Here is a 23,640-nt window from a genome sequence, read left to right as displayed (position 1 = left end):
CGCGCCCTCCACGGCATGCCCACCACGGCCTCCGCGGCCTCCACGGCCAAGCCCCGGCGGCCTCACTCCCCCAGCCGCGCCGTGCTGTCCCGTACCACCAGCTTGGTGCCGAACTCGATCCGGGCGTCGGCCTGGTCGGACTTCCGCAGCCGCAGCAGCATCCGTGAGGCCTCCTCGGCCATCGCCACGAGCGGCTGGTGCACGGTGGTGAGCGCGGGGCTCGACCACTGGGCGAGCGGGATGTCGTCGTATCCGACCACCGACAGATCCGCCGGGACGCGCAGTCCCAGCACCCGCGCCGCCTCCAGCACCCCCAGCGCCTGGAGGTCGCTGCCCGCGAAGACCGCGGTCGGCCGGTCGGCGGTCCCGAGCAGGTCCATCGCGTGCGTACGTCCCGACTCGACATGGAAGTCGCCGAAGCGCACCAGGGCCGGATCGACATCGAGACCGGCCATGCTCATCGCCGAACGGAAGCCGTCCAGACGGGCGAGCGAGCACATCATGTCCTCGGGCCCGGTGATGACGGCGATCCTGCGATGGCCCAGTTCGGTGAGATGACGGGTGGCGGCGAGCCCGCCCGCCCAGTTGGCCGATCCCACGGAGGGCACATCGGGCTCCGGGTCACCGGCCGGGTCGATGATGACGAACGGGATGGCCCGGGACCAGAGCTTCTTCTTGAGGTCGTCAGGAAGCGTGGAGAAGACCAGGACCACCCCGAGCGGGCGCCGTCGCAGGACGCCCTCGACCCAGTCGGCGCCCGGGGAGTGGCGGGTGCCGGTCTCGGTGAGCACGACGCTCACCCCGGTCTCCTTGGCGACGTTCTGGACCCCTCTGATCAGCTCCATCGACCAGGTGCTGTCCAGCTCGTGGAAGACGATCTCGATGAGCGGCGCCTCGGGGACGCCGGGCGCGGAGCGCCGGTAGCCGTGCTCCTCCAGCAGCTCCTCGACCTTCACCCGGGTCGGAGCCGCGACATCGGGACGCCCGTTGAGGACCTTCGAAACTGTCGAAAGCGAAACCCCGGCTTGCGAAGCCACCTGGGCCAGGGTGACCCGGCCTGCACTCCTGTCATCACGCATGGACCGAAGGATAAGGCACCGGCGGGTACCGACGTCCGGTAACGGTTTGGTCGCGCCGTGACCGCACTGTTGACCGCCTCGGGGTGGGGTCCTACGGTCACTCGGCAGAATAGTTTCGGCAATGTGGCCGATACTTTCGAGAGATCGAGAGGTCTATCGATGAAGACAAGCGCAGGGACGTCACGCGTGAGATTCTCGAAAGCAGTCGCCGGTGGTGCGGCGCTCGTCCTGAGCCTGAGCCTGGCCGCCTGCGGCGGTAGCGGCGGCTCGGCGGGCGGCGCCGGGGAGTTCCACGTCCTGGTGTACGGGGACGCCGCGAACAAGGTGGAGAAGCAGATCGTCGCGGAGTTCAACAAGACATCCAAGGTGAAGGCGGTCCTGGACACCGTCCCCGGGGCCGACTACCAGCAGAAGCTCCAGACCATCATCAACACCCCGCAGGCCCCGGACGTCTTCTTCAACTGGGGCGGCGGCAGCATCCAGCCCTTCGTCAAGGCGGATCTCCTGCTGCCCGTCGACGATCTGATCGCCAAGAGTCCGGGCACGGGCCCCGAGGGTCTGGACGGGCTCAGGTCGAACTTCCTGCCGTCGGTGTACGACACCGCCAAGGTGGACGGCAAGGCGTACGGCATCCCCATGCGCGGCACCCAGCCCGTACTGCTCTTCCACAACCGCAAGGTGCTCGCGGACGCCGGTGTCGCACAGCCGCCGCAGACCTGGGACGAGCTGCTCGACGCGGTGAAGAAGCTGAAGGCCGCGGACGTCACACCGATCGCGCTCGGCGGCGGCGACCGGTGGCCCACGCTGATGTGGTTCGAGTATCTCTACGACCGTATCGCCGGTCCCGGACTGCTCCAGAAGGCCCTCTCCGGAGACAAGGCCGTCTGGGAGAGCGCCGACAGCAGGAAGGCGCTGAGCATGCTCAAGGAGCTGGTCGACACGGGCGCGTTCGGCACCAACTACGACTCGGTGAAGTTCACCGACGGCGGCTCGCCCGCGCTGCTGGCGAGCGGCAAGGCGGGCTTCGAGCTGATGGGTTCCTGGGAGTTCTCCACCCATCAGGACTCCAATCCCGACTTCGCGAAGAACGATCTGGGCTACAGCGCCTTCCCCTCCGTCGCGGGCGGCAAGGGTGACCCGGCCGCCGTCGTCGGCAACACCAACAACTTCTACTCGGTGCTGAAGCGGACCGAACACGCCGACGACATAGCCAAGTTCCTGAAGCTGATGTACTCCGACGACTTCGTCGAGGCGCAGTTGGCCATCGGCAACCTGCCCACCACCACGAACACCGCGAAGTTCCTGGACTCGGCGGAGAACTCGGCGTATCTGAAGTACCAGTTCGATCTGGTCGACAAGGCGCCCACGTTCCAGCTCTCGTGGGACCAGGCGTATCTCCAGACCAACGCCACGCCCCTGCTGCAAGCCGTCCAGCAGTTCTTCAACGGGCAGCTCGACGCCGACGGATTCATCAAGGCCATGCAGGCCCTGACCACCGTCTGACGTCCGAGATGACACCCCAGATGACCGCCGCTGTCACCGGACCCGGTTCCGGCCCCCGCCCCGGTTCCGGCCGCGCGGACAAGGAGAAGGACAGGGACAGCGACACGAAGACCTCACCCGGTCGCTCGGTCGCCCGTCCCGGTCTGGGCTGGACCCTGCCCGCCGTCCTGTTCTTCGGGCTGTTCGCGATCGTGCCGCTGGTGCTGGTCGCCGTACTCTCCTTCACGAGCTGGAGCGGGCTGGGTCCGCCGGAGTTCGCCGGTCTCGACAACTGGACCGCGCTGCTCGACGACCCGGTGATGATCAAGAGCCTCTGGCTGAGTGTGCTGCTCACCGGGCTCGGCGTACTGGTCCAGACCCCGCTGAGCATCCTGCTCGGAGTCTGGGCCGCCGGGCCGCAGCGCAACAGGGCCGTGCTGTCCGCGGTCTTCTTCGTACCGCTGCTGCTGTCCGCCACGGCGGTCTCCGTGCTCTGGCGGGCGCTGCTCGATCCCAACTTCGGGGTGCCGGCGCAGGCGCGCTGGCTCTTCGGGGACGGCAATCTCCTGGGCTCGCGCACCGGGGCCATCGGTGTGCTGGTACTGGTGAGCGCCTGGCAGTTCACTCCGCTGCACGCGCTGATCTACCAGGGCGCGACCCGGGCGATCCCCGAGGTGCTCTACCAGGCGGCGGCGATCGACGGGGCCGGGACCGTACGGCAGTTCTTCCACATCACGCTGCCGCAGCTGCGCAACTCCATCATCACGTCGGTGATCCTCATGGTGGTCGGCGGGCTCACCACCTTCGACACCGTGCTGATCCTGACCCAGGGCGGGCCGGGCACCGACACCGCCATCACCGCCTACTACATGTACCAGAAGGCCTTCAAGGGCTTCGACTTCGGAGCGGGCGCGGCCATCGCGCTGCTGCTCGTCGTCGTCGCCACGCTCATCTCGCTGGCCGTGGTGCGGATCTCGGGCTACGACAAGATGGCCGGCACGAAGGACGGTCTGTGATGAGCCGACAGTCCGGAACGAGCCGTACCACGACCACGCGGCCCGCCATGACCGCGCGGCGTAACGCCTCCGCGCGGCGTACCACCTCCGCGCGGCGCCACCGTCCCAACTACGCGGCGGGGCTGGGTGTGCTGCTGTGGCTGTGTCTGGTGGCACTGCCGCTGTATGTGATGCTCGGCGCGAGCGTGCAGTCCCGCGCGCAGTACGGCGCGGGCGGTCCGCTCTCCTTCCCCGAGTCCTTCTCCCTCACCAACTATGTGGAGGACTTCTCCAACGGCTTCGGGCGCTACTTCCTCAACACCATGGTCGTCACGGCGAGCGTCGTGGGGATCGTGCTGCTCCTCGTACCGCCGCTGGCCTTCGCGATCGTACGCAACCGGGGCCGGGCCACCTCGCGGGTCTTCCGGCTCTTCCTGCTGGGTCTCGCGATCCCGGCGCAGGCCGTGATCGTCCCCATGTTCTATGTCATCAGCAATGTGGGTCTGTACGACAACCTCATCGGTGTCATCCTGCCCACCGCCGCGTTCTCGCTGCCGGTCTGCGCGCTCATCCTCACCGGCACGATGCGCGACATCACCGACGATCTCTTCGAGGCCATGGCCCTCGACGGGGCGAGCACCCGGCGGGTCTTCTTCCAGCTCGTCGTCCCGCTGTCCAGGAGCGGCCTCGCGACCATCGTCGTGTTCTCCGCGCTCCAGGCCTGGAACGGCTTCCTCTTCCCGCTCGTACTGACCCAGTCGGAGGAGACCAAGGTGCTCACCCTCGGGCTCTACAACTTCCAGACCCAGTACGGCATCGACATCCCGAGCCTGCTCGCGGCCGTGGTCCTGTCCACGCTGCCTGTTCTGCTCGTCTACCTGTTCGCCCGTCGTGCCCTGGTACAGGGGCTGATGGGCGTGGGAGGAAAGTGACCGACCACACCGCGATCGGCCGCACAGCGGCCGGTCCCCACGCGACCGCCCCCACCGCAACCGACCCCGACACCGCCGGCCCCCACGCGGTCGCCCCCGACGCCGTGGACCCCCATGCCGCCGGCCCCGAGACGACCTCTTCCGCGGCCGCCGTCCTTGAGCGGCGCCGCGCGGAGCGGGTCGCGTATCTGATCTCCGCGATGACGACGGAGGAGAAACTCGCCCAGCTCTACGGCCTGTGGGCGGGGGCCTCCGCCGACGGCGCCGAGGTCGCCCCGCACCAGCACGACATGGACCGGCCGCCCTCGCTCGACGAACTCCTTCCGCACGGTCTCGGCCAGTTGACCAGACCCTTCGGCACGGTCCCCGTCGACCCCGCGCTGGGCGCGCTGTCGCTGATGCGCACCCAGGAACGGATCGTCGCCGCCAACCGCTTCTCCATCCCGGCGATGGCCCATGACGAGTGTCTGGCCGGCTTCGCGGCCTGGGGCGCCACCACCTATCCCGTCCCGCTCTCCTGGGGCGCGTCCTTCGACCCGGAACTGGTACGGGAGATGGCGGGCGCGATCGGCGGCGACATGCGGTCGGTCGGACTGCACCAGGGGCTGGCCCCCGTACTCGACGTGGTGCGCGACGCCCGCTGGGGCCGGGTCGAGGAGACCATCGGCGAGGACCCGTATCTGGTCGGTACGGTCGCCACCGCCTATATCCAGGGCCTGGAGTCCGCCGGGATCGTGGCGACCCTCAAACACTTCGCGGGCTACTCCGCCTCGCGAGGCGGACGCAATCTCGCCCCGGTGAGCATGGGCGCCAGGGAACGCGCCGATGTGATCCTGCCGCCGTTCGAGATGGCGGTACGGGAGAGCGGCGTACGGTCCGTCATGCACGCGTACACCGACACCGACGGGGTGCCGGGCGCGGCCGACGAGGAACTGCTGACCGGACTGCTCAGGGACACCTGGGGCTTCGAGGGCACGGTGGTGGCCGACTACTTCGGTATCGCCTTCCTCAAGACCCTGCACGGGGTGGCCGCCGACTGGGGCGGCGCCGCGGCGGCGGCCCTCACGGCGGGCGTGGACGTCGAACTGCCCACCGTGAAGACGTTCGGCCGGCCGCTGCGGGACGCGATCGCGGCCGGGGAGGTGCCGCGGGAGCTGATCGACCGCGCGCTGCGGCGCGTACTGACCCAGAAGGCGGAGCTGGGACTGCTGGACCCGGAGTGGAGCCCGGTGCCCCCGGCCCTGGTTGGCCGCGCGCCGTACGACGACACGGCTCCGCTGCGCGGCACGGTGGACCTCGACTCCCCGGCGCGGCGGGAGATCTCGCGCCGCCTCGCGGAGCGGTCGGTCATCCTGCTGCGCAACGACGGCACGCTTCCGCTGACGGCCGGGCCGGCCGCGGGACCGCCGGAGTCCGGTGCGGCGGGCTCCGGTTCGTCCGGCTCCGGTTCGTCCGGCTCCGGGGGCCTCCGTATCGCGCTGATCGGGCCTCAGGGCGAGAGTCCCACCGCCGTGCTGGGCTGCTACTCCTTCCCCGTCCATGTCGGCGCCCAGCACCCGGACACCCCCGTCGGTATCGAACTGCCCACCCTCCGGGAGGCCCTCGCCGCCGAGTTCCCCGGGAGCGAGATCGTCGCCGTGCCCGGCGCGGGTGTCGACTCGCCCGACACCTCCGGTTTCCCGGCGGCCGTACAGGCGGCCCGCGACGCGGACGTGGTCGTCGTGGCCCTCGGCGACCGGGCCGGACTCTTCGGGCGGGGTACGAGCGGGGAGGGCTGTGACGCCGAGAACCTCGGGCTGCCCGGCGTACAGGGGCAGCTCCTCGAAGCCCTGCTCGACGCGCTCGACGGCACCGGGACACCGCTGGTGGTGACCCTGCTGGCGGGACGGCCGTACGCCCTGGGCCGGGCGGCCGGCGAGGCCGCCGCCGTCGTGCAGGCCTTCTTCCCCGGACAGGAGGGCACATCCGCCGTCGCGGGGGTGCTCAGCGGACGGATCAGCCCGTCGGGGCGGCTCCCCGTGAGCGTTCCCCGGCTCCCGGGCGCCCAGCCGTCCACCTATCTGGCGGCGCCGCTGGCCCGGGTCAGCGAGGTCTCCAGCATCGATCCCACCCCGGCGTTCGCGTTCGGACATGGTCTGACGTACACGTCCTTCGACTGGTCCGGCCTGGTGGCGACCGGCTCGGCCGGTACGGACGGCTCCCTGGAGCTGTCCTTCACCGTCCGCAACACCGGCGGCCGGGCGGGCACCGAGGTGGTCCAGCTCTATCTGCGCGACCCCGTCGCCTCGGTCGTGCAGCCGGTCCAACGGCTGATCGGCTATGTCCGGGTTCCGCTGGAGCCTGACGAGCGGGCCTCGGTCGCGGTGACCGTACCGGCCGATCTCGCCTCCTTCACCGGCCGCGACGGGCGCCGGATCGTCGAACCGGGCGAGCTGGAGCTGCGGCTGGGGGCGTCCAGCGCCGATGTCCGGCTCACCGCCACCGCCAGGCTGACGGGTCCGGTACGGAGGGTCGACCACACCCGTGAGCTGCACGCGCGGTTCACCGTCACCCGGGGAGGTGCCACCGGACCGGCCTGACATCTCCTGCTGTGCGACGGCGGCTCCCTCCGTCCCTCCGCTCCTCTCCCCCGGCGTCTCTCCGGAGTATCTCTCCGGAGTGCGGAACGCCGACAGCGACCTAGGGTGGCGCTTAGGTCCTGTCCGGTCGCCGGCGCGGGCCGACGGCCGGGGTGGGCGAAGGGAGCGCACGTGCGGGACATCGCCGAATCGATCGCCGTCTGGCAGGCCGCCGGAGTCCGCTTCGCGGTGGCCACCGTCGTACAGACCTGGCGGTCGGCCCCGCGCCGGCCGGGCGCGGCCATGGCCGTCGCCGAGAACGGCGAGGTGTACGGGAGCGTGTCCGGCGGCTGTGTCGAGGGGGCGGTGTACGAGGTCGCGCTGGAGGTGCTCGACTCCGGCGAGGCGGCGCTCAGGACCTATGGCGTGAGCGACGACGAGGCGCTGGAGGCGGGGCTGACCTGCGGCGGGACCGTCGAGATCCTGGTACGGCCGGCCGATGACGCGCACTTCCCCGAGCTGCCGTACGTCCTCGGCCGCATCGCCGCGGAACGCCCGGTGGCGGTCGCCTCGATCCTGTCGGGCGACCTGCCACCGGGCGGCAATCTCGTCGTCGCGCCGGACACCCCCGACGGCTCTCCCGACGACTCTCCCGGCGGCTCTTCCGGCATCACGGTGAGGGGCACGCTCGGCGACGGAAGGCTGGACGGCGCGATCACCGAGCAGGCGCGCGGCATGCTCGCGCAGGGCCGTACCGGGGTCGTACGGGTCGGACGCCACGGCGAGCGGCGTATGGACCGGCTCGCCGTCTTCGTCCAGTCCTTCGCGCCGCCGCCCAGGATGCTGGTGTTCGGCGCGATCGACTTCGCGGGCGCGGTCGCCAGGATGGGAAAGTTCCTCGGATACCACGTCACGGTCTGCGACGCCCGGCCGGTCTTCGCCACCCGCAAACGGTTCCCGGACGTGGACGAGCTGGTCGTCCAGTGGCCGCACCGCTATCTCGAGGAGCACCCGGTGGACGGGTCCACGGTGATCTGTGTGCTCACCCACGACCCGAAGTTCGACATCCCGCTCCTGGCCCGCGCCCTGCGCACCCCGGCCCGCTACATCGGCGCGATGGGCAGCCGCCGCACCCACGAGGACCGGCTGGCCCGGCTGCGCGAGGACGGCGTCCCGGAGAGCGCCCTCGCCCGGCTCTCCGCCCCGATCGGCCTCGACCTGGGCGGCCGTACCCCGGAGGAGACGGCGGTGTCGATCATGGCCGAGATCATCGCCCTGCGCTGGGGCGGCACGGGCGAACGTCTGACACGTACGGAACTCCCGATCCACCACTGACCCGACCCGCCGCTGACTTGATCCACCGCCGAGCCGATCCACCACTGACCCGACCCGCCGCCGAGCCGGGGGCCGGGCGCGCCGGAGTGGGCCCCTTGCCCGCTCGCCTAGTGGAGACAGGCGGTGTAGATGTATGTACATGACCCGACATACGGGTCGATCCTGGGCTCGGGTCCTGACTGCCCGCTCCGACCGGCGCCCACGGAGTCGGCGGCCGGAGGACCCGCGCGGAACAGGCGGGTGGCGAGGAAAGTTCGAACGCCGGTCCCCGCGGACGCCGTCGGGGCGGCGTGGTCAGGCGTGGCTGAGCATGCGCACCGTCGCCGGGCAGGTGTTCATCCTGCAACTGGTGATCGTGCTGCTGCTCGTCGGCGCCTCCGTCGTCTCGCTCCTTCTGGTGTCCCGGCACGACACCACCGAAGAGGCGCGCAACCGTTGTCTCGCCGTCGCCACCTCGTTCGCGAACTCACCGGGAATCGCGCCCGCCCTGGACGCGCGCGATCCGACCGCGATCCTCCAGCCACGGGCCGAGGCGGTCCGCGAAGCCACCGACGTCGACTTCGTCGTCGTCATAAACACCAAGGGGATCCGGCTCACCCACCCGAATCCCGAGCGGATCGGCGAGCACTTCATCGGCACCATCGGGCCGTCCCTGAAGGGGCAGACGATCACCGAGACCGTCCCGGGGACCCTCGGCCCCTCGGTGCGGGCGGTGACCCCCGTCAAGGACTCCATCGGCAGAGTGGTCGGCCTGGTGTCGGCCGGGATCACCATCGAGAAGGTGAACAGCCTCGCCACCCGTGAGGTCCCGATCCTCCTGTCGGCCGCCGCCGCCTCGCTCGTCCTGGCCACGGGCGGAACGGCGCTGGTGAGCGGCCGGCTGCGGCGTCAGACCCATGGGCTGGACCCCATCGAGATGACGCGTATGTACGACCACCACGACGCGGTGCTGCACGTCGTGAAGGAGGGGGTGCTGATCGTCGACGGCGAGCGCCGGCTCGTACTCGCCAACGACGAGGCGATCCGGCTGCTCGGCCTGCCCCCGCAGCCGGAGGGCCGCGCCGTCACGGAGCTCGGTCTGGACCCGGTCATGGCCGGCATGCTGGCCTCCGGACGTGTCGCGAGCGACGAGGTGCTGGCCACCGGGGAACGGCTGCTCGTGGTGAACAACCGCCCCACCGACCGTAACGGCGGGCCGCCGGGATGTGTCGCGACGCTGCGCGACTCCACCGAACTGCGCGTGCTCACGGGCCGGGCGGAGGTGGCGCAGAAGCAGCTCAAGCTGCTGTACGACGCGAGCACGGAGATCGGCACCACGCTCGATGTGACCAGGACCGCCGAGGAACTCGCCCGGGTGGCGGTCCCGCGCTTCGCCGACTTCGCCACCGTGGATCTGGCGGAGGCCGTACTGCGCGGCGAGGAACCGGCGGGGCTGACCAGCGTCTCCGAGGTGCACCGTACGGCCGTCGTCGGTATCCGCGACGACCACCCCTTCTACGAACTGGGCAGGGACATCGCGTTCCGTTCGAGCACACCGCAGGCCTGGACCCTGGAGAGCGGACGGGGAACGGCGGTGCCCGACCTCCGGCTGGACACCGGATGGCGGGCCCAGGACCCGGAGGCGACCGGCCGGGTCCTCGCGTACGGCGTCCACTCCCTCGTCACCGCGCCGCTGCGGGCCCGGGGAGTGCTCCTGGGGATGGTCAATTTCTGGCGCGCCGAGAAGCCCGAGCCCTTCGAGGACGAGGATGTGTCGCTCGCGGAGGAACTGGCCAACCACGCGGCGGTCTGTATCGACAACGCGCGGCGCTACACCCGCGAGCACACCATGGCCGAGACGCTCCAGCGCAGTCTGCTCCCCCAGGTGCTGCCGGACCAGAACGCGCTCGATGTCGCCTACCGCTATCTGCCGGCGGAGGCGGGGGTCGGCGGCGACTGGTTCGATGTCATCCCGCTGCCCGGCGCGCGCGTGGCGCTGGTGGTGGGGGATGTCGTCGGCCATGGTCTGCTCGCGGCGGCGACGATGGGCCGGCTGCGTACGGCGGTCCACAACTTCTCCTCGCTCGATCTGCCGCCCGACGAGATCCTCTCCCTGCTGGACGATCTGGTCACCCGTATCGACCATGACGAGGGGATCGCGGGCGGCGGTGCGATGATCACGGGCGCGACCTGTCTCTACGCGATCTACGATCCGGTGACCCGGCTCTGTTCGATGGCGCGGGCGGGCCATCCGCCGCCCGCGCTGGTGCACACGGACGGGAGCGTGGAGTTCCTCGACCTGCCGGCCAGCACTCCGCTGGGCCTCGGCGGGCTGCCGTTCGAGACGGCGGAGCTGCGGCTGCCCGAGGCCAGCCATCTCGTGCTGTACACCGACGGGCTCATCGAGGACCGCAACCGGGAGATCGACGCCGGGCTCGATCTGCTGCGGGAGGCTCTGTCGCACCCGGACAGAGACCCGGAGGAGACCTGTTCCGCGGTGCTCGAAGCGCTGCTGCCGGACCGTCCGAGCGATGACATCGCGCTCATCGTGGCCCGTACGCGCGTGCTCCACCCCGACCGGATCGCCGAGTGGGAGGTGCCCGCGCACCCCTCGGAGGTCTCCCATGTACGGGCCGACGTGGCCCGGCAGCTCGTGGACTGGAGCCTGGAGGAGATGGCGTACACCACGGAGCTGATCCTCAGCGAACTGATCACCAACGCCATCCGCTACGCGCTCGGCCCGATCCGCGTCCGTCTGCTCCGCGACCGCACACTGATCTGCGAGGTCTCCGACTTCAGCAGCACCTCACCCCATCTGCGCTACGCGGCGGCCACGGACGAGGGAGGCCGGGGCCTGTTCCTGGTGGCCCAGTTCACCGAACGCTGGGGCACCCGCTACACGGCCGACGGCAAGGTCATCTGGGCAGAACAGTCACTGCCCTGACCCATCCGCCCGCGGATGCCGCACCGCGTCCCGCACCGACGGGGCGTGTGACCTCCAACAGCCCTTCCCCGACGCCTTCTTGTCGCTCGGCGCGGAAGCTGGTCCCATCACGGGGGGGATGTGACGTCGTCACCGGGGGGCGGGGATGGGCGAGTTGGTGGTCAGGCCGTGGAAGCGGTACGGGCACGACCGGCTCTATGTCGGGGTCGTCGGGGGTGAGAGCGTCGCGTGGTACGACCGCAGGGCCGGGCATCTCGAAGTGCTCGATGTCTCCTACCGGGATCAGGTCCTGGATGTGCTGGCCCCCTATCTCGCCGCCTCCGTCTCCCTCGCGTCCCACGCACCGGAGCCGCCCGCGCCGCCGTCCCCTCCCGCCCCGGCCGACGATCTGGCCCTGAACCGTCCGGGTACGCAGTTACTCGGACGGTTGGCGGACTCCCCGTCCTGGTTCGGCCGGCTGCTGTTGCGGCTGTCGGGCCAGGAGGACGTGAGTGCCCCCTGGCGGAAGGGGCTCGCCGGGGAGCGGATCGTCGGTGCCGAGCTGGACCGGCTCAAGGCCCGGGGGTGGCTGGCACTGCACTCCGTCCCGCTGCCGAGTGGCGCGGACATCGATCACCTCCTGATCGGGCCCGGGGGCGTCTACTGCCTCAACACCAAGCACTTCCGGGACGCCCGGGTCTGGGTGGGCGACGACGTGGTCAAGGTCAACGGCGGTCCCGGGCACCCTTACGTACGCAACAGCCGGCATGAGGGCCGCAGGGCGTCCAGGGTGCTGACCAGGGCATGCGGCTTCCCGGTCGCGGTGAGTCCGGTGCTGGTGTTCGTCGCTCCGGCCAAGGTCGAGGTCGTCTCCTCGTTACAGGACGTGGAGGCGATCCAGCACCGCGAGATCACGGCCTTCCGACGCCGCAAGGGCGCCCTCGGACCGGCCGAGATCGCATCCGTCCACGCCGTCGCGCGCAGCCGCGGAACCTGGCTCTAGCTCTGGCGCCGGCTGGCTCTAGCTCTGGCCCTTGGTCCGTCCACGGATGGACAGCCAGCGCAGGGAGGCCCGGCCCAGTTCCGTCATCATGCGCACCAGCCGCGGATCCGCGGTCGAATCCACCGAGCAGGCGATGGACAGCAGGAACCCCGCCTGCGCCGAGATGAGAACGTCGACCGCCTCGGGATCGACGCCGGTCAGCAGCGGATGCCGTACGGCGTAGGGCTCCGGGTCGATCCCGCTCAGCGCCACGCTGCTGAGAAGCATCACCAGGTCGGCGTAGGCGGGCCCGATCCAGGCGTGCGGCCAGTCCACGACGACGACACGGTCCGCCGTGAGCAGGACGTTGAACGGATACAGGTCCCCGTGCGTCAGCGTCTCCCCGGTGGTCGCCTCGGCAAGACGCGTCTCCAGGGCCAGATGCAGATCCAGCTCCTCGGCTGCCGCGGGCGCGACCTCGGGCAGCCTCGCCAGCGCCCGGGGATCGTCCGCCAGCCGGGCCCAGCCGCCCAACCGCGGCGCCGCGAGGGTCGGTTCGAGCGAGGGCGCGGGCGTGAGCCGTTCCGCCAGGCCGGTGAGGGCGTCGAGCACCCGTTCCAGTTCGGTCTCGCGCCATGGCTGCGCGGGCAGCGCGCCGTCGATGTCCTCGAAGACCAGCGCCACCCACTCACCGTCGTCGAAGGACCCCAGCAGCCGGGACGCGGGCACTCCGGAGGGCAGTCCGCCCGCCACCCCGATCTCCCGGCGGTGGAAGGCCCCCACCCCCGGTGCGGCCACCGCGTCGACGGCCTTGGCGAAGGCCCTGCGGCCGTCGGACAGCTCCAGCCGGACCGCGAGACCGTCGGAGAAACCGCCCTGCTGGCTGTGGGCCGCGGTCACCGTGCCCTGGAGTACGTCCTCGATCCTGGCCGACACGGACCGGGGCAGACCGCTCCAGGGGATACGCCTGCTGCCCGTGTGCGACGGGAAGGACTCAGGCGTATCCGCTGCGACTGCCACATCTGCCATTTCTGGTCAGCACGGTGGGCGCGGACGGTTTCGAACCGCCGACATCTACTTTGTAAGAGTAGCGCTCTACCCCTGAGCTACGCACCCGTGGATGAGGGAACAGCGTACATGGCGGAGGGGGCACGGCCGCAAACGGGCCAGGAGCGCTACAGGGCGCCGGAAGCGGTACGGGGGGTATCCCCACCACCGAGACGGTGGGCGGCCGGATCGGTCCGCGCGTCGTTCGTCCCTACGGTGAGGGCACAGCCAAGACGCGCACTGGACGCGTACTGGACACGCACTCCCTGGGGGACGATCACCGTGGCCGCACGCCGTAACCGCACCCGTACGCTTCTCGCCCCCGGCGGGGCCCTTCTCGCCGTGCTCGCCGTCGCCGGATGCGGTGGTACGGACGCGTCGGACGCCCCCGCCGAGACGAAGTCCTTCGCGCTGAGCGGGAAGACGCTGACGATCGAGGCCGGGGACTCCGGTGTCGAGCTGGTCTCCGCCGATGTGAAGAGGGTCGAGGTGACCCGGCGGGTCGCCGGCTGGGTGTTCGCCGGGAGCGGGCCCGACGCGAGCTGGAAGATGACCGACGACAGGCTCTCGCTCCAGGTGAGATGCCGGGCGATCGCCAGCGACTGCGAGGCGCTGCACGAGGTGAGGGTGCCGCGCGGGGTGGCGGTGACGGTGAACGGGGACAACGGGGAGATCGTCGCCACCGGCTTCGACACCGGACTGAAGCTGACGTCGGACAACGGATCGGTGACCGTCCGGGACTCCAGCGGGCCCGTCGATCTGGAGAGCGACAACGGGAAGATCACGGCGGAGGGCCTCTCCGCCAGGACCGTCGCCGCGAAGTCCGACAACGGATCCGTGCGCCTCGGGCTGAGCGCCGTACCCGACACCGTGGACACCGTCAGCGACAACGGCCGGATCGTGATCGATCTGCCCAGGTCGAGGACGGCGTACGCGGTGACGGCGACGAGCGACAACAGCGATGTCGACGTGGACGTACGGACCGACAGGAACAGCGCCCATGTGGTGAAGGCCCGCAGCGACAACGGGAAGATCACCGTGCGGACCGCGGACTGAGGCACCGACCCGGACCGGAGCCCGGACCCGCCGACCCCGAAACGCGCGCGGGAAGCGCGAACTAACAGGCCCGTGTGTTCGTCCTTACCTGGTGGGAGAATGGACCAGGCAGGGCGGATTCGGCACGGGAGAGGGATGTGACGGCGACACACGCACAGCCGCACGCAAGAGCCCAAGCTAAGGCGAGTGCCGTCCGTGATGTCCTCACGCTGATGCTGCTGCCGGTGCCGTTGATCGCCGCCGCGCTGCCGGTCACCTTCGCCGGCGGCGGTACGCGGCGCTGGTTCGGCGGTCGCGGCGAGAGCCAGCGCGCCGACGCCCAGGCCGCGAAGGACGCAGCCGCGGCCTCCTTCTACGAGCTGGACACGGCCCAGCGCGATCTGCGGATCTCGATAGAGACGATCACGGCGGTGGACAGTTCGCCGGGAGCCCGTAAGGCCGTCGCGGACTTCGCGGCGCTGGGGGAGCGTATCGACGAGGTGAGCCACACCTATATCACCGCCGTCGACGCGCACGACCTGGACCGCGACGATCTGGAGCCCTCCGTCGCGTCCAGGGCCCGGGGCGAGCTGACCAAGGCCAAGGAGGACCTGGACCGGGTCAAGGGCGAGCTGGACCGCTTCGAGCGGGGGCTCGGACCGCTGCTCGACAAGGCCGAGACCCAGCTCGCGCGGCTGGCGCCCGCCGTGGAGCGGGCGCGGCAGGCGCTTCTCGCCGCGAGCAACGCTCTCGACGCGGTACGCGCCTCCGGACTGCGCGCGGACGATCTCGCCGCCCGGCTCGCCGCGCTCGGCCCCGAGCTGACCAAGCTCAACCAGGGGGCGGGACAGCACGGTGTGGCGGAGACGCTCCAGCGCGCCGACCGGGTGCTGCGCGACGCCGAGGCCGTACGGGTCGAGGCGGAGCGGCTGCCCGAGCGCGCCCAGGAGATAGACCGCCGGCTGGTCTCGCTGCGCACCCGCGCCCAGGCCCTGACGACCCGCGCCGGCTCCGTGGAGCCCGTCCTCAGCGAGCTGCGCCGCCGTTTCACCGCCGCGTGCTGGCAGGACCTCCAGCATGTGCCCGACCATGCCGCGACCAGCGTCCACCAGGCCGAGGAGAAGCTGAAGGAAGCGGTCAAGGCGCGCGAGGAGCAGCGGTGGGCGGACGCGACCTCGCTGCTCAGTACGGCACGGGCCCTGCTGAACGGCACGGACGAGGCGGTCTCCGCCGCCGGTGACCGGCTGCGGCGGCTGAACGCCGTGTCGAAGGACCCCCAGCAGGAGATCGACCGTACGCGCTTCGCGATCCGGGACGCCCAGCGCCTGGCCATGACCGGACGCCATACGCCCGAGCCCCGGCACGCCCGTCCGCTGGACGACTCGGTGGCCCGACTGGAGCGCGCGGTGGAGGCGCTGGAGGGGCGCCATCCCGACTACTGGCACTTCCTGACCGAGACCGAGGCCGTACGGAACACCGTGGCGCGGGTGGTCTCGGACATCCGCGAGCAGCGCGGCGCGGCGGCCGGGCACGGCGCCTGATTTGTCCCCTGCCCGGGGTGGGCGGATGCTGGTGGGTACTACGCGAACGCCAAAGGAGGCCACTGATGGCCACCCAAGCGCTCCGCCGCCCCCCTCGGCGGCGTGTCAGGCTCGATGAACAGCTCCCCGTCGACCACCGGCTGAACCAGATCTACCGGATCGGCGCCGGAGTGATGGGTCTGATCCTGATCGTCTTCGGCATTCTCGGACTGATCAACAAGATCGGCTTCTTCGACACCGGCGGCGACAGGGTCGCGGGTCTGAACACCAATGGCGCGCTGAGCGTGCTGTCCATCTGTGTCGGGCTGCTGCTCCTGGCCGGAATGGTGGTCGGCGGGAATCTCGCCTCGACCCTGAACATGGTCCTCGGGGTCCTCTTCATCGCCAGCGGCTTCGTCAATCTCGCGCTGCTGGACACCAGTTACAACTTCCTCGCCTTCCATATGCCGAACGTGCTGTTCAGCTTTGTGGTGGGGCTGTTGCTGATGTTCTTCGGCATGTACGGAAGAGTCAGCGGCAGCCTGCCGCACGACAATCCCTACTGGCGGGCCCGACATCCCGAGCAGGCGGAGCACGAGCGGCGCCTGCGCGCCAAGATCGAACACGTACGGAGCCATGGCCATGGCTACGGGCATCTGCACGGTCACGACTATCAGTACGAGCATGAGCAGGCACCCGAGCCGTACCGGGGCCCGGAGTCGTACCAGGGCGGCGACCAGGGCTCAGGGCCCGGTCGCTGAGCCGCCACGAGCCGCCACGCCACGAGCCGCCACCCCGAACAACAGCTCCACCGCCGGCGGACCTCGCCGTCCGCCGCCCCCGCCGGATAGCCTGAGGCCATGCCTCGCTACGAGTACCGCTGCCGCTCCTGTGGTGACACCTTCGAGCTCTCCCGCCCGATGTCCGAGTCCGCCGCCCCGGCGGCATGCCCCTCGGGCCACGACGACACCGTGAAGCTCCTCTCCACCGTCGCGGTCGGCGGAACCGCCAGGGCCGGATCCGCCGGCTCCCCCGGTCCGGCCCCCGCGACCGGCGGTGGCGGCGGAGGATGCTGCGGCGGTGGCTGCTGCGGTTGAGCGGTTGACCGTACGTGCGGGGCGTGGAGCGTAGGCGTACGGCGCGGCGCGACGGTCAGGCCGCGTCCCGCGAACTGTCCTCCGCACCGTCCCGCGCGCCGTCCCGCGCCAGGCCCCTGGCCTCGCCGCTCCGGGCCACCGCGGCACCGAAGCGGCGCAGGATCTCCTCGCCCGCCGCGACGCCCGTCTCCTCCAGTACGTCCACGTGCGGAGCGCTCCAGCCCGTGTCGGCCAGTTCGCCGTGCCCCGGGCGCCAGGCCCGGTCCGCGGCCAGCAGCAGATCGGCGTCGAGCAGTGAGTCCCCGGCGGCGAGGGTGAGTCCGGCTCCCGTCCTGCGGGCGACCTCGCGCATCGCGGCGCTCTTGGTGAGCGGCCGCGGTACGGCGTAGATCTTGCGGCCCTGAAGAGAGACCGTCCAGCCGCGCCCCTCCGCCCACTCGGACAGTTCCTTCACCCAACCCTGGGGCAGCAGAGCGCGGTCGACGACCAGATAGGCGAAGAGGTCTTCCGCGATCCGCTCCTTGAGGAGCCACGCCGGGTCGGCGGCGGCGAGCAGATGGGCCCGGACCTCGGCGAGGGGGGCGCACTCGCCGGCGAGCCGGCCGGCCACCCGGTCCTGCCAGTCCGGGTCGGACACACCGTCGACCAGGAGACGCCCGCCGTTGGCGCAGATCGCGAACCGCGGCGCGGGACCCGGCAGACGGACACGCCCGTACTGCTCCGGGGTGCGGGTGGTGGTCGGCACGAAGAGGGCCGTACGGGCGAGCCGTTCGAGCAGCCCGGCCGCCGTCTCCGTCATGTACGACAGCGGCTTGCTCCCGTACACCTCGACACAGAGCAGCCGTGGTGCCTCGGCGTCCGGCATCGGGAGCTGGAGCGCGGCGGCCGAGTAGATGAGCGTACGGTCCAGATCGCTCGCGACCAGGACCGGGGCTTCGTCCGGCGTACGGGCGCCCACGACCGGATGAGCGTTCACGGCGCGGTCACCGCCTTGCCGTCCGCTCCGGTCGCGCCACGGGTGTACTTCGGGTGGATCAGCCCGACGCAGGTGTACGGAAGACCGTCGACCTCCTCCACCGGCACGCCCCGCTGCCGCGCCAGCAGCCGGACATGGTCGAGGTCCTGGCCCGCGCCGCGCTGGGCGAGGATCTTCCAGGGCACCCGGCGCAGCAGGACCCGGGTCGTCTCGCCGACGCCCGGCTTGACGAGGTTCACATCGTGGATGCCGTACTCCTCGCTGATCCGCTCGACCGCCGCCCAGCCCTCCCAGGTGGGCGCCCGGTCCGCCGCGAGCAGTTCCTTGACCTCCGCGTCCACGGCGTCCACGACCTCCCCGAAGTGGGCCGCGACGGTGTCCAGGAAGTGGATCGAGACATCGGCGCCGGCGAGTTCGCGGTAGTGCTTGGCGCCGTGGAAGTCGTACGGTCCGACCAGGTCGGCCCGCAGGACGGTACGGGAGATCAGCCCGGAGACCGTCGAGTTGAGGCAGGCGGAGGGGATGAGGAAGTCCTCGCGGGTGCCGTAGGTCCGTACACAGCCGCCCGGGTCGGCGAGGACGGCGATCTCGGGGCTGAAGCCGGTGAACCGGGGGTGGGAGCGCTCGAACTCGGCCAGGGCGTCGGCCAGTTCGCGGGTGATCGCGCCCTTGCCCGTCCAGCCGTCGACGAAGACGACATCGGCGGGGTCGTGGTGGGTGGCGAGCCAGCGCAGGGCGTTGGTGTCGATGCCCCGGCCGCGCACGATGGAGACGGCGTAGTGCGGCAGATCCAGGCCGTGCCGCCGCTGGGCCCAGCGGCGCATCAGTACGCCGACGGGGGTGCCGGCGCGGGCCAGGGAGACCAGGACGGGACGGGACGTCCGCTCGGCGAGCACGGTCTCGGTGACGGTGCCGACGGCGTGCGCGATCCGGGCCGCCGAGGACTCCAGGGCGGAGAGGAACAGCTCCTGGTACTCGGCGCTCGGCTGGTACTCGACCGGGAGGGACTCGGCGTAGTGCGCGCCACCGCTCTGGATCGCCTCCTCGCGCTCCTCCGTCGGGGCCTCCAGCTCCACGTCGGAGAGGTCCTGGAGGAGCCAGCCCACGTCCTCGGGCGCGTAGGAGGAGAAGGCGGGCCCGCGAAGGGGTTCGGGCAGCATGGGGGATTCCTGCCGTTCGGCGTCGTGCGAAGAGGAGGCGTACGGAGAGGGGGCGTGCGGAGAAGCGTCGCGGGCCGAGGCGTCGCGGGCGGAGGCGTCGCTGGCGGGTCCCGGGAGGTACGCGGGCACGACCGCCAGGACCACGCGCGGTATGTGGACGGCCAGTTGAGCCAGCAGTCCGTCCGGGCCGTGCAACTCCGGTGAGTCCGCGAGGGAGTCGACCACCGCGACCACGGCGTCGAAGCCACCGCCAGCGACGTTGTAGGCGTACCGGTCGCCGGTGCCGTCGCCGTCCGGGAAGGCGGCGGTGTCGTGGGCGGGGAAGACGAGACGGCTGCGTATGGCGTATCCGGGGTCGTCCACGGCCAGCACCGGGGACCGGGTGGTGGTGGAGTACCGCACCTCCGCGTCGCAGACGCGCTCCAGCGCCTCGGCCAGCCGCAGCGGGGCGTACATCAGCTCCTCGAAGCCGAGGACGAGGACCCGCCCGGCGCCCGCGAGCCGGTCGGCCAGGGCGGCGGCCAGGGCGGGCAGCGCGGACTCCAGCCGGGCCCGGTGGGCCGGGGTGAAGCCATGACGTCCGCCGTCCGGTACCCCGGCCGGCCAGTCCAGCTCCACCCGTACCGCCCCGGCCGCCGGCGCGCTCGCCGCCGGCGCCGCGCTCTCGTGTTCCGCGACCAGCGCGCGGCCCTTCTCCAGCACACCGTCCGGCAGGAGCACCGTCCCCGAGGCGAGCGTGATCAGATCCACGCGCGCGCCGATCCGTTCGGCGAAGTCCGCCAGCCGGCCCTGGTCGGCCGCCGAGCGCATGTCGACCAGGGCGACGATCACATACCAGCCGCGCGGATAGCGCTCATGGAGCGCGAGGATGGTGTTGAGGACGGTGTTCCCCGTGGAGAACTCGTCGTCGACGAGGACCAGCGGGCCGTCCGAGGCGAGCAGCGCGGGGTCCTCGGGCAGCAGCAGATGCGAGGTGGCGTGCGAGTGCGACTCCTCGAAACCGCCCGCCCGCGCCACTCCCGGCACCGGCCGGCGCGTGGAGTGGAGATACGGCGCGTGCCGCACGCCGTCCGCGACCGCGTGGCCGAGGCCGGTCGCGGTCTCCGCGTAGCCGAGGACGACCGCGCGCGCCACCTCCGCGCCGAGCAGTTCCCGTACCCGCTCGCCCAGTTCGACGCCTGTCCCGTATACGACACGCGGCCGTTGCGGTACATGTTTGCCCAGCACATTCGAGACAAGGAGATGGGCCCGCTTGGGGTTGCGGCGCAGAGCCAGTCCCAGCAGATCCCTCAGTTCCTCGCCGCCCGCGAGCTGGACTCCGAGCCGCTCGGCGACCCAGGTGCCCGACCAGACCATCCCGGTGTTCTCTTCCTTCCCCGCGGACGTCCCCACCGGATCCTTCCCCGGGGACATCACCACCGGACCCACGGACTCCACCACGGCCGTCTCCAGGGCCGTCTCCACGGACCGTTCCAGCCCGCTCATTCGCCCAGACCGGCGGTGAGCAGCTCCACGAACCCGACGTCCTCGCGCGCGACCCCGAAGACCTCGGCCCGCTGAAGCGTGCGCTCGGCCCAGGCGCGGTGGGGCTTCACCTCGTTCATCTTGTTCGTGTACGCCGAGCGCAGCACCCCGCCCCCGTCCCGTTCCGGCCGCAGGATGTCCCGTGCGTCGCTGAACTCCTCATGGCTGACCACCGACAGCGCGTGGACGGGCGGCACATGGGAGGGGTGGATACAGGTCTTGCCCAGCAGCCCGTTGGCCCGGTCGAGTTCGATCTCGCGCAGCAGCCCGTCGATGTCGTGCTCGATCAGGGCCGTACGCAGCTCCTCCGCGCGGCCTTCGAGGAAGGGGCTGCGCCGCAGCTGGGGCTTGAACATACGTTCCTGCAGTCGGAAGTACTCCCACACCGGGCCGGTGATCGTGAAGCCCGAGCCGTCCGCGCGGCCCAGCACATTGACCACGTCCGCGATGACACCCGCCACGATACGCACGTCGTACGCGGTCATATCGGGCGATCTGCGCAGCCCGTACGCGGAACAGAAGTCGGTGACACCGAGTCGCAGCGCGAGCACACGGTCGCGGTACTTGTCGACGGCGTTGGCGATCCCGGTGAGGGTCTTGGTCCTGGTCTCCAGATGCAGCAGCTCGGGCGATTCCAGCACCGGCATCGCGTAGAGCTGATGGCCGGTGGCACTCTCCGCCTCCGCGAGCGCCTCCAGAAAGGGCGTCCCGCGCTCCTCGGTGAACTTCGGCAGTACAAATCCGGACAGCAGCCGGATCGAGGAGCCCATCCGCCGGGCAAGATCGGAAATCTGTCCCGGTTCGCGGACCCGGATGAAGAGCAGCGGTGTGGCGACGCCCCGCCCGTCGAGATCGGCGAACTGCCGGACCAGATTGGCCTCGGCCGACTCGACCTCGGAGTCATGGATGGAATCCTCCAGGCAGAGCACCATGGAGACGACTCCGCGCCCGGTCTGCTTCACCACGTCGTCGGCGAGCCGCGGCCGGGTGGCCGGGCAGTAGAGCGTGGCCCCGAGAGCTGCAGCCAGGAGAGGGGCCGGAGACCCCGCGGTGAACTCGCACGGCTCCTGATGGAACAGACCCTCCCGGGCAGCGGGCGGGATATGCCCGAAATGACGCATGTGAATCCCCCGTACTGCCGATGTGGCCGGTTGGGCATGTGGCCGGTAATAGTACGTACGGACTGGTGTCAAGAGTTCCCACGGCTCATGAAATCCAGGTAACTCGTCCGCTTCGCGCCCATGTCCTTGGTGTAGTGGATGGATCGGGCCGCCCCCGCGTTGTCCGTACGGGTGACGGGAAGGCAGGATGACTGGCATGACGCACGCGATGCTGAAGGGCTCGAACGTCCCCCTCGACGCCATGGCCGTACGAGCCGTGCTGCGGTGGTCCCCGGGTGCCGGGGTCCCGGATGTGGATGCCTCCGCCCTGCTGCTCGGGCCCGGCGGCCGGGTGCGTTCCGACGAGGACTTCGTCTTCTACAACCAGCCCCGGCATCCGTCGGGGGTGGTCCGGCGGCTGCCCAAGAAGCAGGTCGGCGAGGCGCTGACCGATACCGTCGAGGCCGATCTCGCGGCTCTCGACGCCTCCGTCGACCAGGTGGTGCTCGCGGCCTCCTCCGACGGCGCGAGCTTCCAGCATGTCAGTGATCTGCGGATCCTGCTCTACGACGCGGCCTCGGCCGACGGCGAGCCGCTGGCGGTCTTCGACGTACGGCCGGAGACCGGCGAGGAGACCGCGATCATCTGCGGTGAGCTGTACCGGCGCGGGGAAGGCTGGAAATTCCGCGCGGTGGGCCAGGGGTATCCGACCGGTCTGGTCGGTCTGGCCACCGCGTTCGGCATCTCGGTGGACGAGACGGAGGAGTCCACGGACGAGCGGTCGCCCGCCCGCGCCCCCTCTCCCGATCCCGGCGCCACGCTGGTCGCCGAGCCGCCTGTACAGATCCCGCCGCAGGTGCCGCCGCCCCCGGCCCAGCCGCCCACCCAGCCGATGGCGCCCGCGTACGGCTACCCGCAGCCCGCACTGCCCTCGGCACCGCCCACCTACGGCTATCCGCAGCCGGTGGCGGCGCCCCGGCCGCAGCCCGCCTACGGCTATCCGGGGCCCGCCGCCGCGGCGGCTCCCGCGCCCGATCCGAACTTCCGGCTGCCCCCGATGGGACCGCAGTTCATCCGCCAGTGACGCCGGGGCCTCGTCCGCCAGTAGCACCGGGGCCGCCGGGTCAGGTCTTCGTCTTGTAGCCGCGCCCCCACTGGAGGCCCCAGCCGTACAGCCGGTCCAGCTCCGCCTGGAAGCCGTAGACGAACTTCACCTCGCGGCGCACGATCAGCTCCCCCTTGACGTTCTCCACCGAGAACACCGCGCAGGAGCGGGCCTGCGGCGCGTCCTCGTCGAGTGCGATCTCGATCCGGGGACCGCTGCTCGGGTAGAGGGTCACATGGGCGTGCGTACGGTCGAAGGCCGGCGTCTGGTCGTAGATGTAGACGAAGACCAGCAGCCGCTTGATCTCCTCCCAGTGATCGAGATTGACATAGATCGTCTCGCCGGAGCCGGAGCCGAACCTGTCGTCGCCGCTGAGCTTGACGTACGGCGCGTCGTTGAGATCCCCGAGGAAGTCGCCCAGTGGCTGCACCACACCCTTGCTGCCATTGGTCAGCTCGTACATACAGCCCAGATCGAGGTCCACATTGACCATGCCCTGGGTATGGGCCTGCACCACATCGGGCTTGAAGAGCTTGAACGGGTGCCGCAGCAGCGAACTGCCCTGCCGGGACCGGTCCTCGATGTCGGACGTACGCATCCGCCAGGAGAGATTGACCCGCAGATTGCCCGTGGCCGCGCCCTGCTTGGAGAGCGAGACCGAAGGACGTCGCCTGGTCAGCTCGATGGAGTTGGACCCGGCGCTCCCCGAATCGAAATTCGACGCCCTTCCCTGCCACAGATTGTCCCAGAAGGCCATGCCCGCCCACCCCTGTCGTCAACTCGCCACCAGCACACGGAACAACGGGGCGGC

At 70.8% G+C, this 23,640-nt stretch carries 18 protein-coding genes and 1 tRNA gene; 12 read left to right on the top strand and 7 right to left on the bottom strand.

Features of this window, described 5'->3' with window-relative positions:
- Window positions 1–62: 62 nt before the first annotated feature.
- Window positions 63–1,079 (bottom strand): LacI family DNA-binding transcriptional regulator, encoded by a 1,017-nt coding sequence (locus OG214_RS27305; RefSeq protein ID WP_363079512.1) that lies wholly within the window; start codon window positions 1,077–1,079, stop codon window positions 63–65.
- A 159-nt stretch (window positions 1,080–1,238) separates the two neighbouring features.
- Here OG214_RS27305 and OG214_RS27300 point away from each other — a divergent pair, with 159 nt between their 5' ends.
- The 7 genes from OG214_RS27300 (at window position 1,239) to OG214_RS27270 (ending at window position 12,286) form a co-directional block, all read left to right on the top strand.
- Window positions 1,239–2,582, top strand: a complete 1,344-nt coding sequence (locus tag OG214_RS27300; protein WP_405986223.1) for an ABC transporter substrate-binding protein — start codon at window positions 1,239–1,241, stop codon at window positions 2,580–2,582.
- Window positions 2,583–2,590: 8 nt separating this feature from the next.
- A complete protein-coding gene (locus OG214_RS27295) occupies window positions 2,591–3,577 on the top strand; it encodes a carbohydrate ABC transporter permease (protein WP_405986222.1) in 987 nt (328 codons plus the stop codon).
- Between the two features lie 47 nt (window positions 3,578–3,624).
- Window positions 3,625–4,488: a carbohydrate ABC transporter permease gene (locus OG214_RS27290; RefSeq protein ID WP_405987631.1), complete on the top strand. Its 864-nt coding sequence runs from the start codon at window positions 3,625–3,627 to the stop codon at window positions 4,486–4,488.
- Between the two features lie 200 nt (window positions 4,489–4,688).
- Complete coding sequence (locus OG214_RS27285) at window positions 4,689–7,067, top strand: beta-glucosidase (protein WP_405987630.1); 2,379 nt, start codon at window positions 4,689–4,691, stop codon at window positions 7,065–7,067.
- A gap of 171 nt (window positions 7,068–7,238) precedes the next feature.
- The gene (locus OG214_RS27280) at window positions 7,239–8,381 is read left to right on the top strand and encodes an XdhC family protein (RefSeq protein WP_405986221.1); all 1,143 of its coding nucleotides are present in this window, start codon (window positions 7,239–7,241) and stop codon (window positions 8,379–8,381) included.
- 139 nt (window positions 8,382–8,520) lie between these two features.
- On the top strand, window positions 8,521–11,304 hold the full coding sequence (locus OG214_RS27275; RefSeq protein ID WP_405986220.1) for a SpoIIE family protein phosphatase: 2,784 nt from the start codon (window positions 8,521–8,523) through the stop codon (window positions 11,302–11,304).
- A gap of 145 nt (window positions 11,305–11,449) precedes the next feature.
- The gene (locus OG214_RS27270; protein WP_405986219.1) at window positions 11,450–12,286 is read left to right on the top strand and encodes a nuclease-related domain-containing protein; all 837 of its coding nucleotides are present in this window, start codon (window positions 11,450–11,452) and stop codon (window positions 12,284–12,286) included.
- Between the two features lie 18 nt (window positions 12,287–12,304).
- Here OG214_RS27270 and OG214_RS27265 read toward each other — a convergent pair whose 3' ends face one another.
- On the bottom strand, window positions 12,305–13,294 hold the full coding sequence (locus OG214_RS27265) for a phosphotransferase family protein (protein WP_405986218.1): 990 nt from the start codon (window positions 13,292–13,294) through the stop codon (window positions 12,305–12,307).
- A gap of 15 nt (window positions 13,295–13,309) precedes the next feature.
- A tRNA-Val gene (locus tag OG214_RS27260) sits at window positions 13,310–13,381 on the bottom strand.
- Window positions 13,382–13,594: 213 nt separating this feature from the next.
- On the opposite strand from OG214_RS27260, the gene OG214_RS27255 reads away from it, so the two are divergent.
- The 4 genes from OG214_RS27255 (at window position 13,595) to OG214_RS27240 (ending at window position 16,964) form a co-directional block, all read left to right on the top strand.
- The gene (locus OG214_RS27255; RefSeq protein ID WP_363079519.1) at window positions 13,595–14,368 is read left to right on the top strand and encodes a DUF4097 family beta strand repeat-containing protein; all 774 of its coding nucleotides are present in this window, start codon (window positions 13,595–13,597) and stop codon (window positions 14,366–14,368) included.
- Window positions 14,369–14,505: 137 nt separating this feature from the next.
- A complete protein-coding gene (locus tag OG214_RS27250) occupies window positions 14,506–15,888 on the top strand; it encodes a hypothetical protein (RefSeq protein ID WP_405986217.1) in 1,383 nt (460 codons plus the stop codon).
- Window positions 15,889–15,953: 65 nt separating this feature from the next.
- Complete coding sequence (locus OG214_RS27245; protein WP_363079521.1) at window positions 15,954–16,628, top strand: DUF4383 domain-containing protein; 675 nt, start codon at window positions 15,954–15,956, stop codon at window positions 16,626–16,628.
- A 99-nt stretch (window positions 16,629–16,727) separates the two neighbouring features.
- Window positions 16,728–16,964 (top strand): zinc ribbon domain-containing protein, encoded by a 237-nt coding sequence (locus tag OG214_RS27240; RefSeq protein WP_363079522.1) that lies wholly within the window; start codon window positions 16,728–16,730, stop codon window positions 16,962–16,964.
- 55 nt (window positions 16,965–17,019) lie between these two features.
- Here the strand turns inward: OG214_RS27240 and OG214_RS27235 are convergent, their stop codons facing one another.
- The 3 genes from OG214_RS27235 to OG214_RS27225 form a co-directional block, all read right to left on the bottom strand.
- A complete protein-coding gene (locus OG214_RS27235) occupies window positions 17,020–17,829 on the bottom strand; it encodes an HAD family hydrolase (protein WP_405987629.1) in 810 nt (269 codons plus the stop codon).
- Between the two features lie 107 nt (window positions 17,830–17,936).
- The gene (locus OG214_RS27230) at window positions 17,937–20,456 is read right to left on the bottom strand and encodes a phosphoribosyltransferase (protein ID WP_405987628.1); all 2,520 of its coding nucleotides are present in this window, start codon (window positions 20,454–20,456) and stop codon (window positions 17,937–17,939) included.
- Window positions 20,457–20,581: 125 nt separating this feature from the next.
- Entirely contained in the window at window positions 20,582–21,745 is a 1,164-nt protein-coding gene (locus OG214_RS27225; RefSeq protein WP_363079523.1) for an HpcH/HpaI aldolase/citrate lyase family protein, read from the bottom strand.
- Between the two features lie 196 nt (window positions 21,746–21,941).
- Here OG214_RS27225 and OG214_RS27220 point away from each other — a divergent pair, with 196 nt between their 5' ends.
- Window positions 21,942–22,808: a TerD family protein gene (locus tag OG214_RS27220; protein WP_405986216.1), complete on the top strand. Its 867-nt coding sequence runs from the start codon at window positions 21,942–21,944 to the stop codon at window positions 22,806–22,808.
- A 40-nt stretch (window positions 22,809–22,848) separates the two neighbouring features.
- Here the strand turns inward: OG214_RS27220 and OG214_RS27215 are convergent, their stop codons facing one another.
- Complete coding sequence (locus OG214_RS27215) at window positions 22,849–23,586, bottom strand: Tellurium resistance (RefSeq protein ID WP_363079525.1); 738 nt, start codon at window positions 23,584–23,586, stop codon at window positions 22,849–22,851.
- Between the last annotated feature and the right edge of the window lie 54 nt (window positions 23,587–23,640).

This window comes from Streptomyces sp. NBC_00872 (assembly GCF_045161915.1).
Classification (GTDB): domain Bacteria; phylum Actinomycetota; class Actinomycetes; order Streptomycetales; family Streptomycetaceae; genus Streptomyces.
The sequence above is the reverse complement of the archived record's forward strand: the minus strand, read 5'-3'. Positions and strand labels throughout refer to the sequence as shown.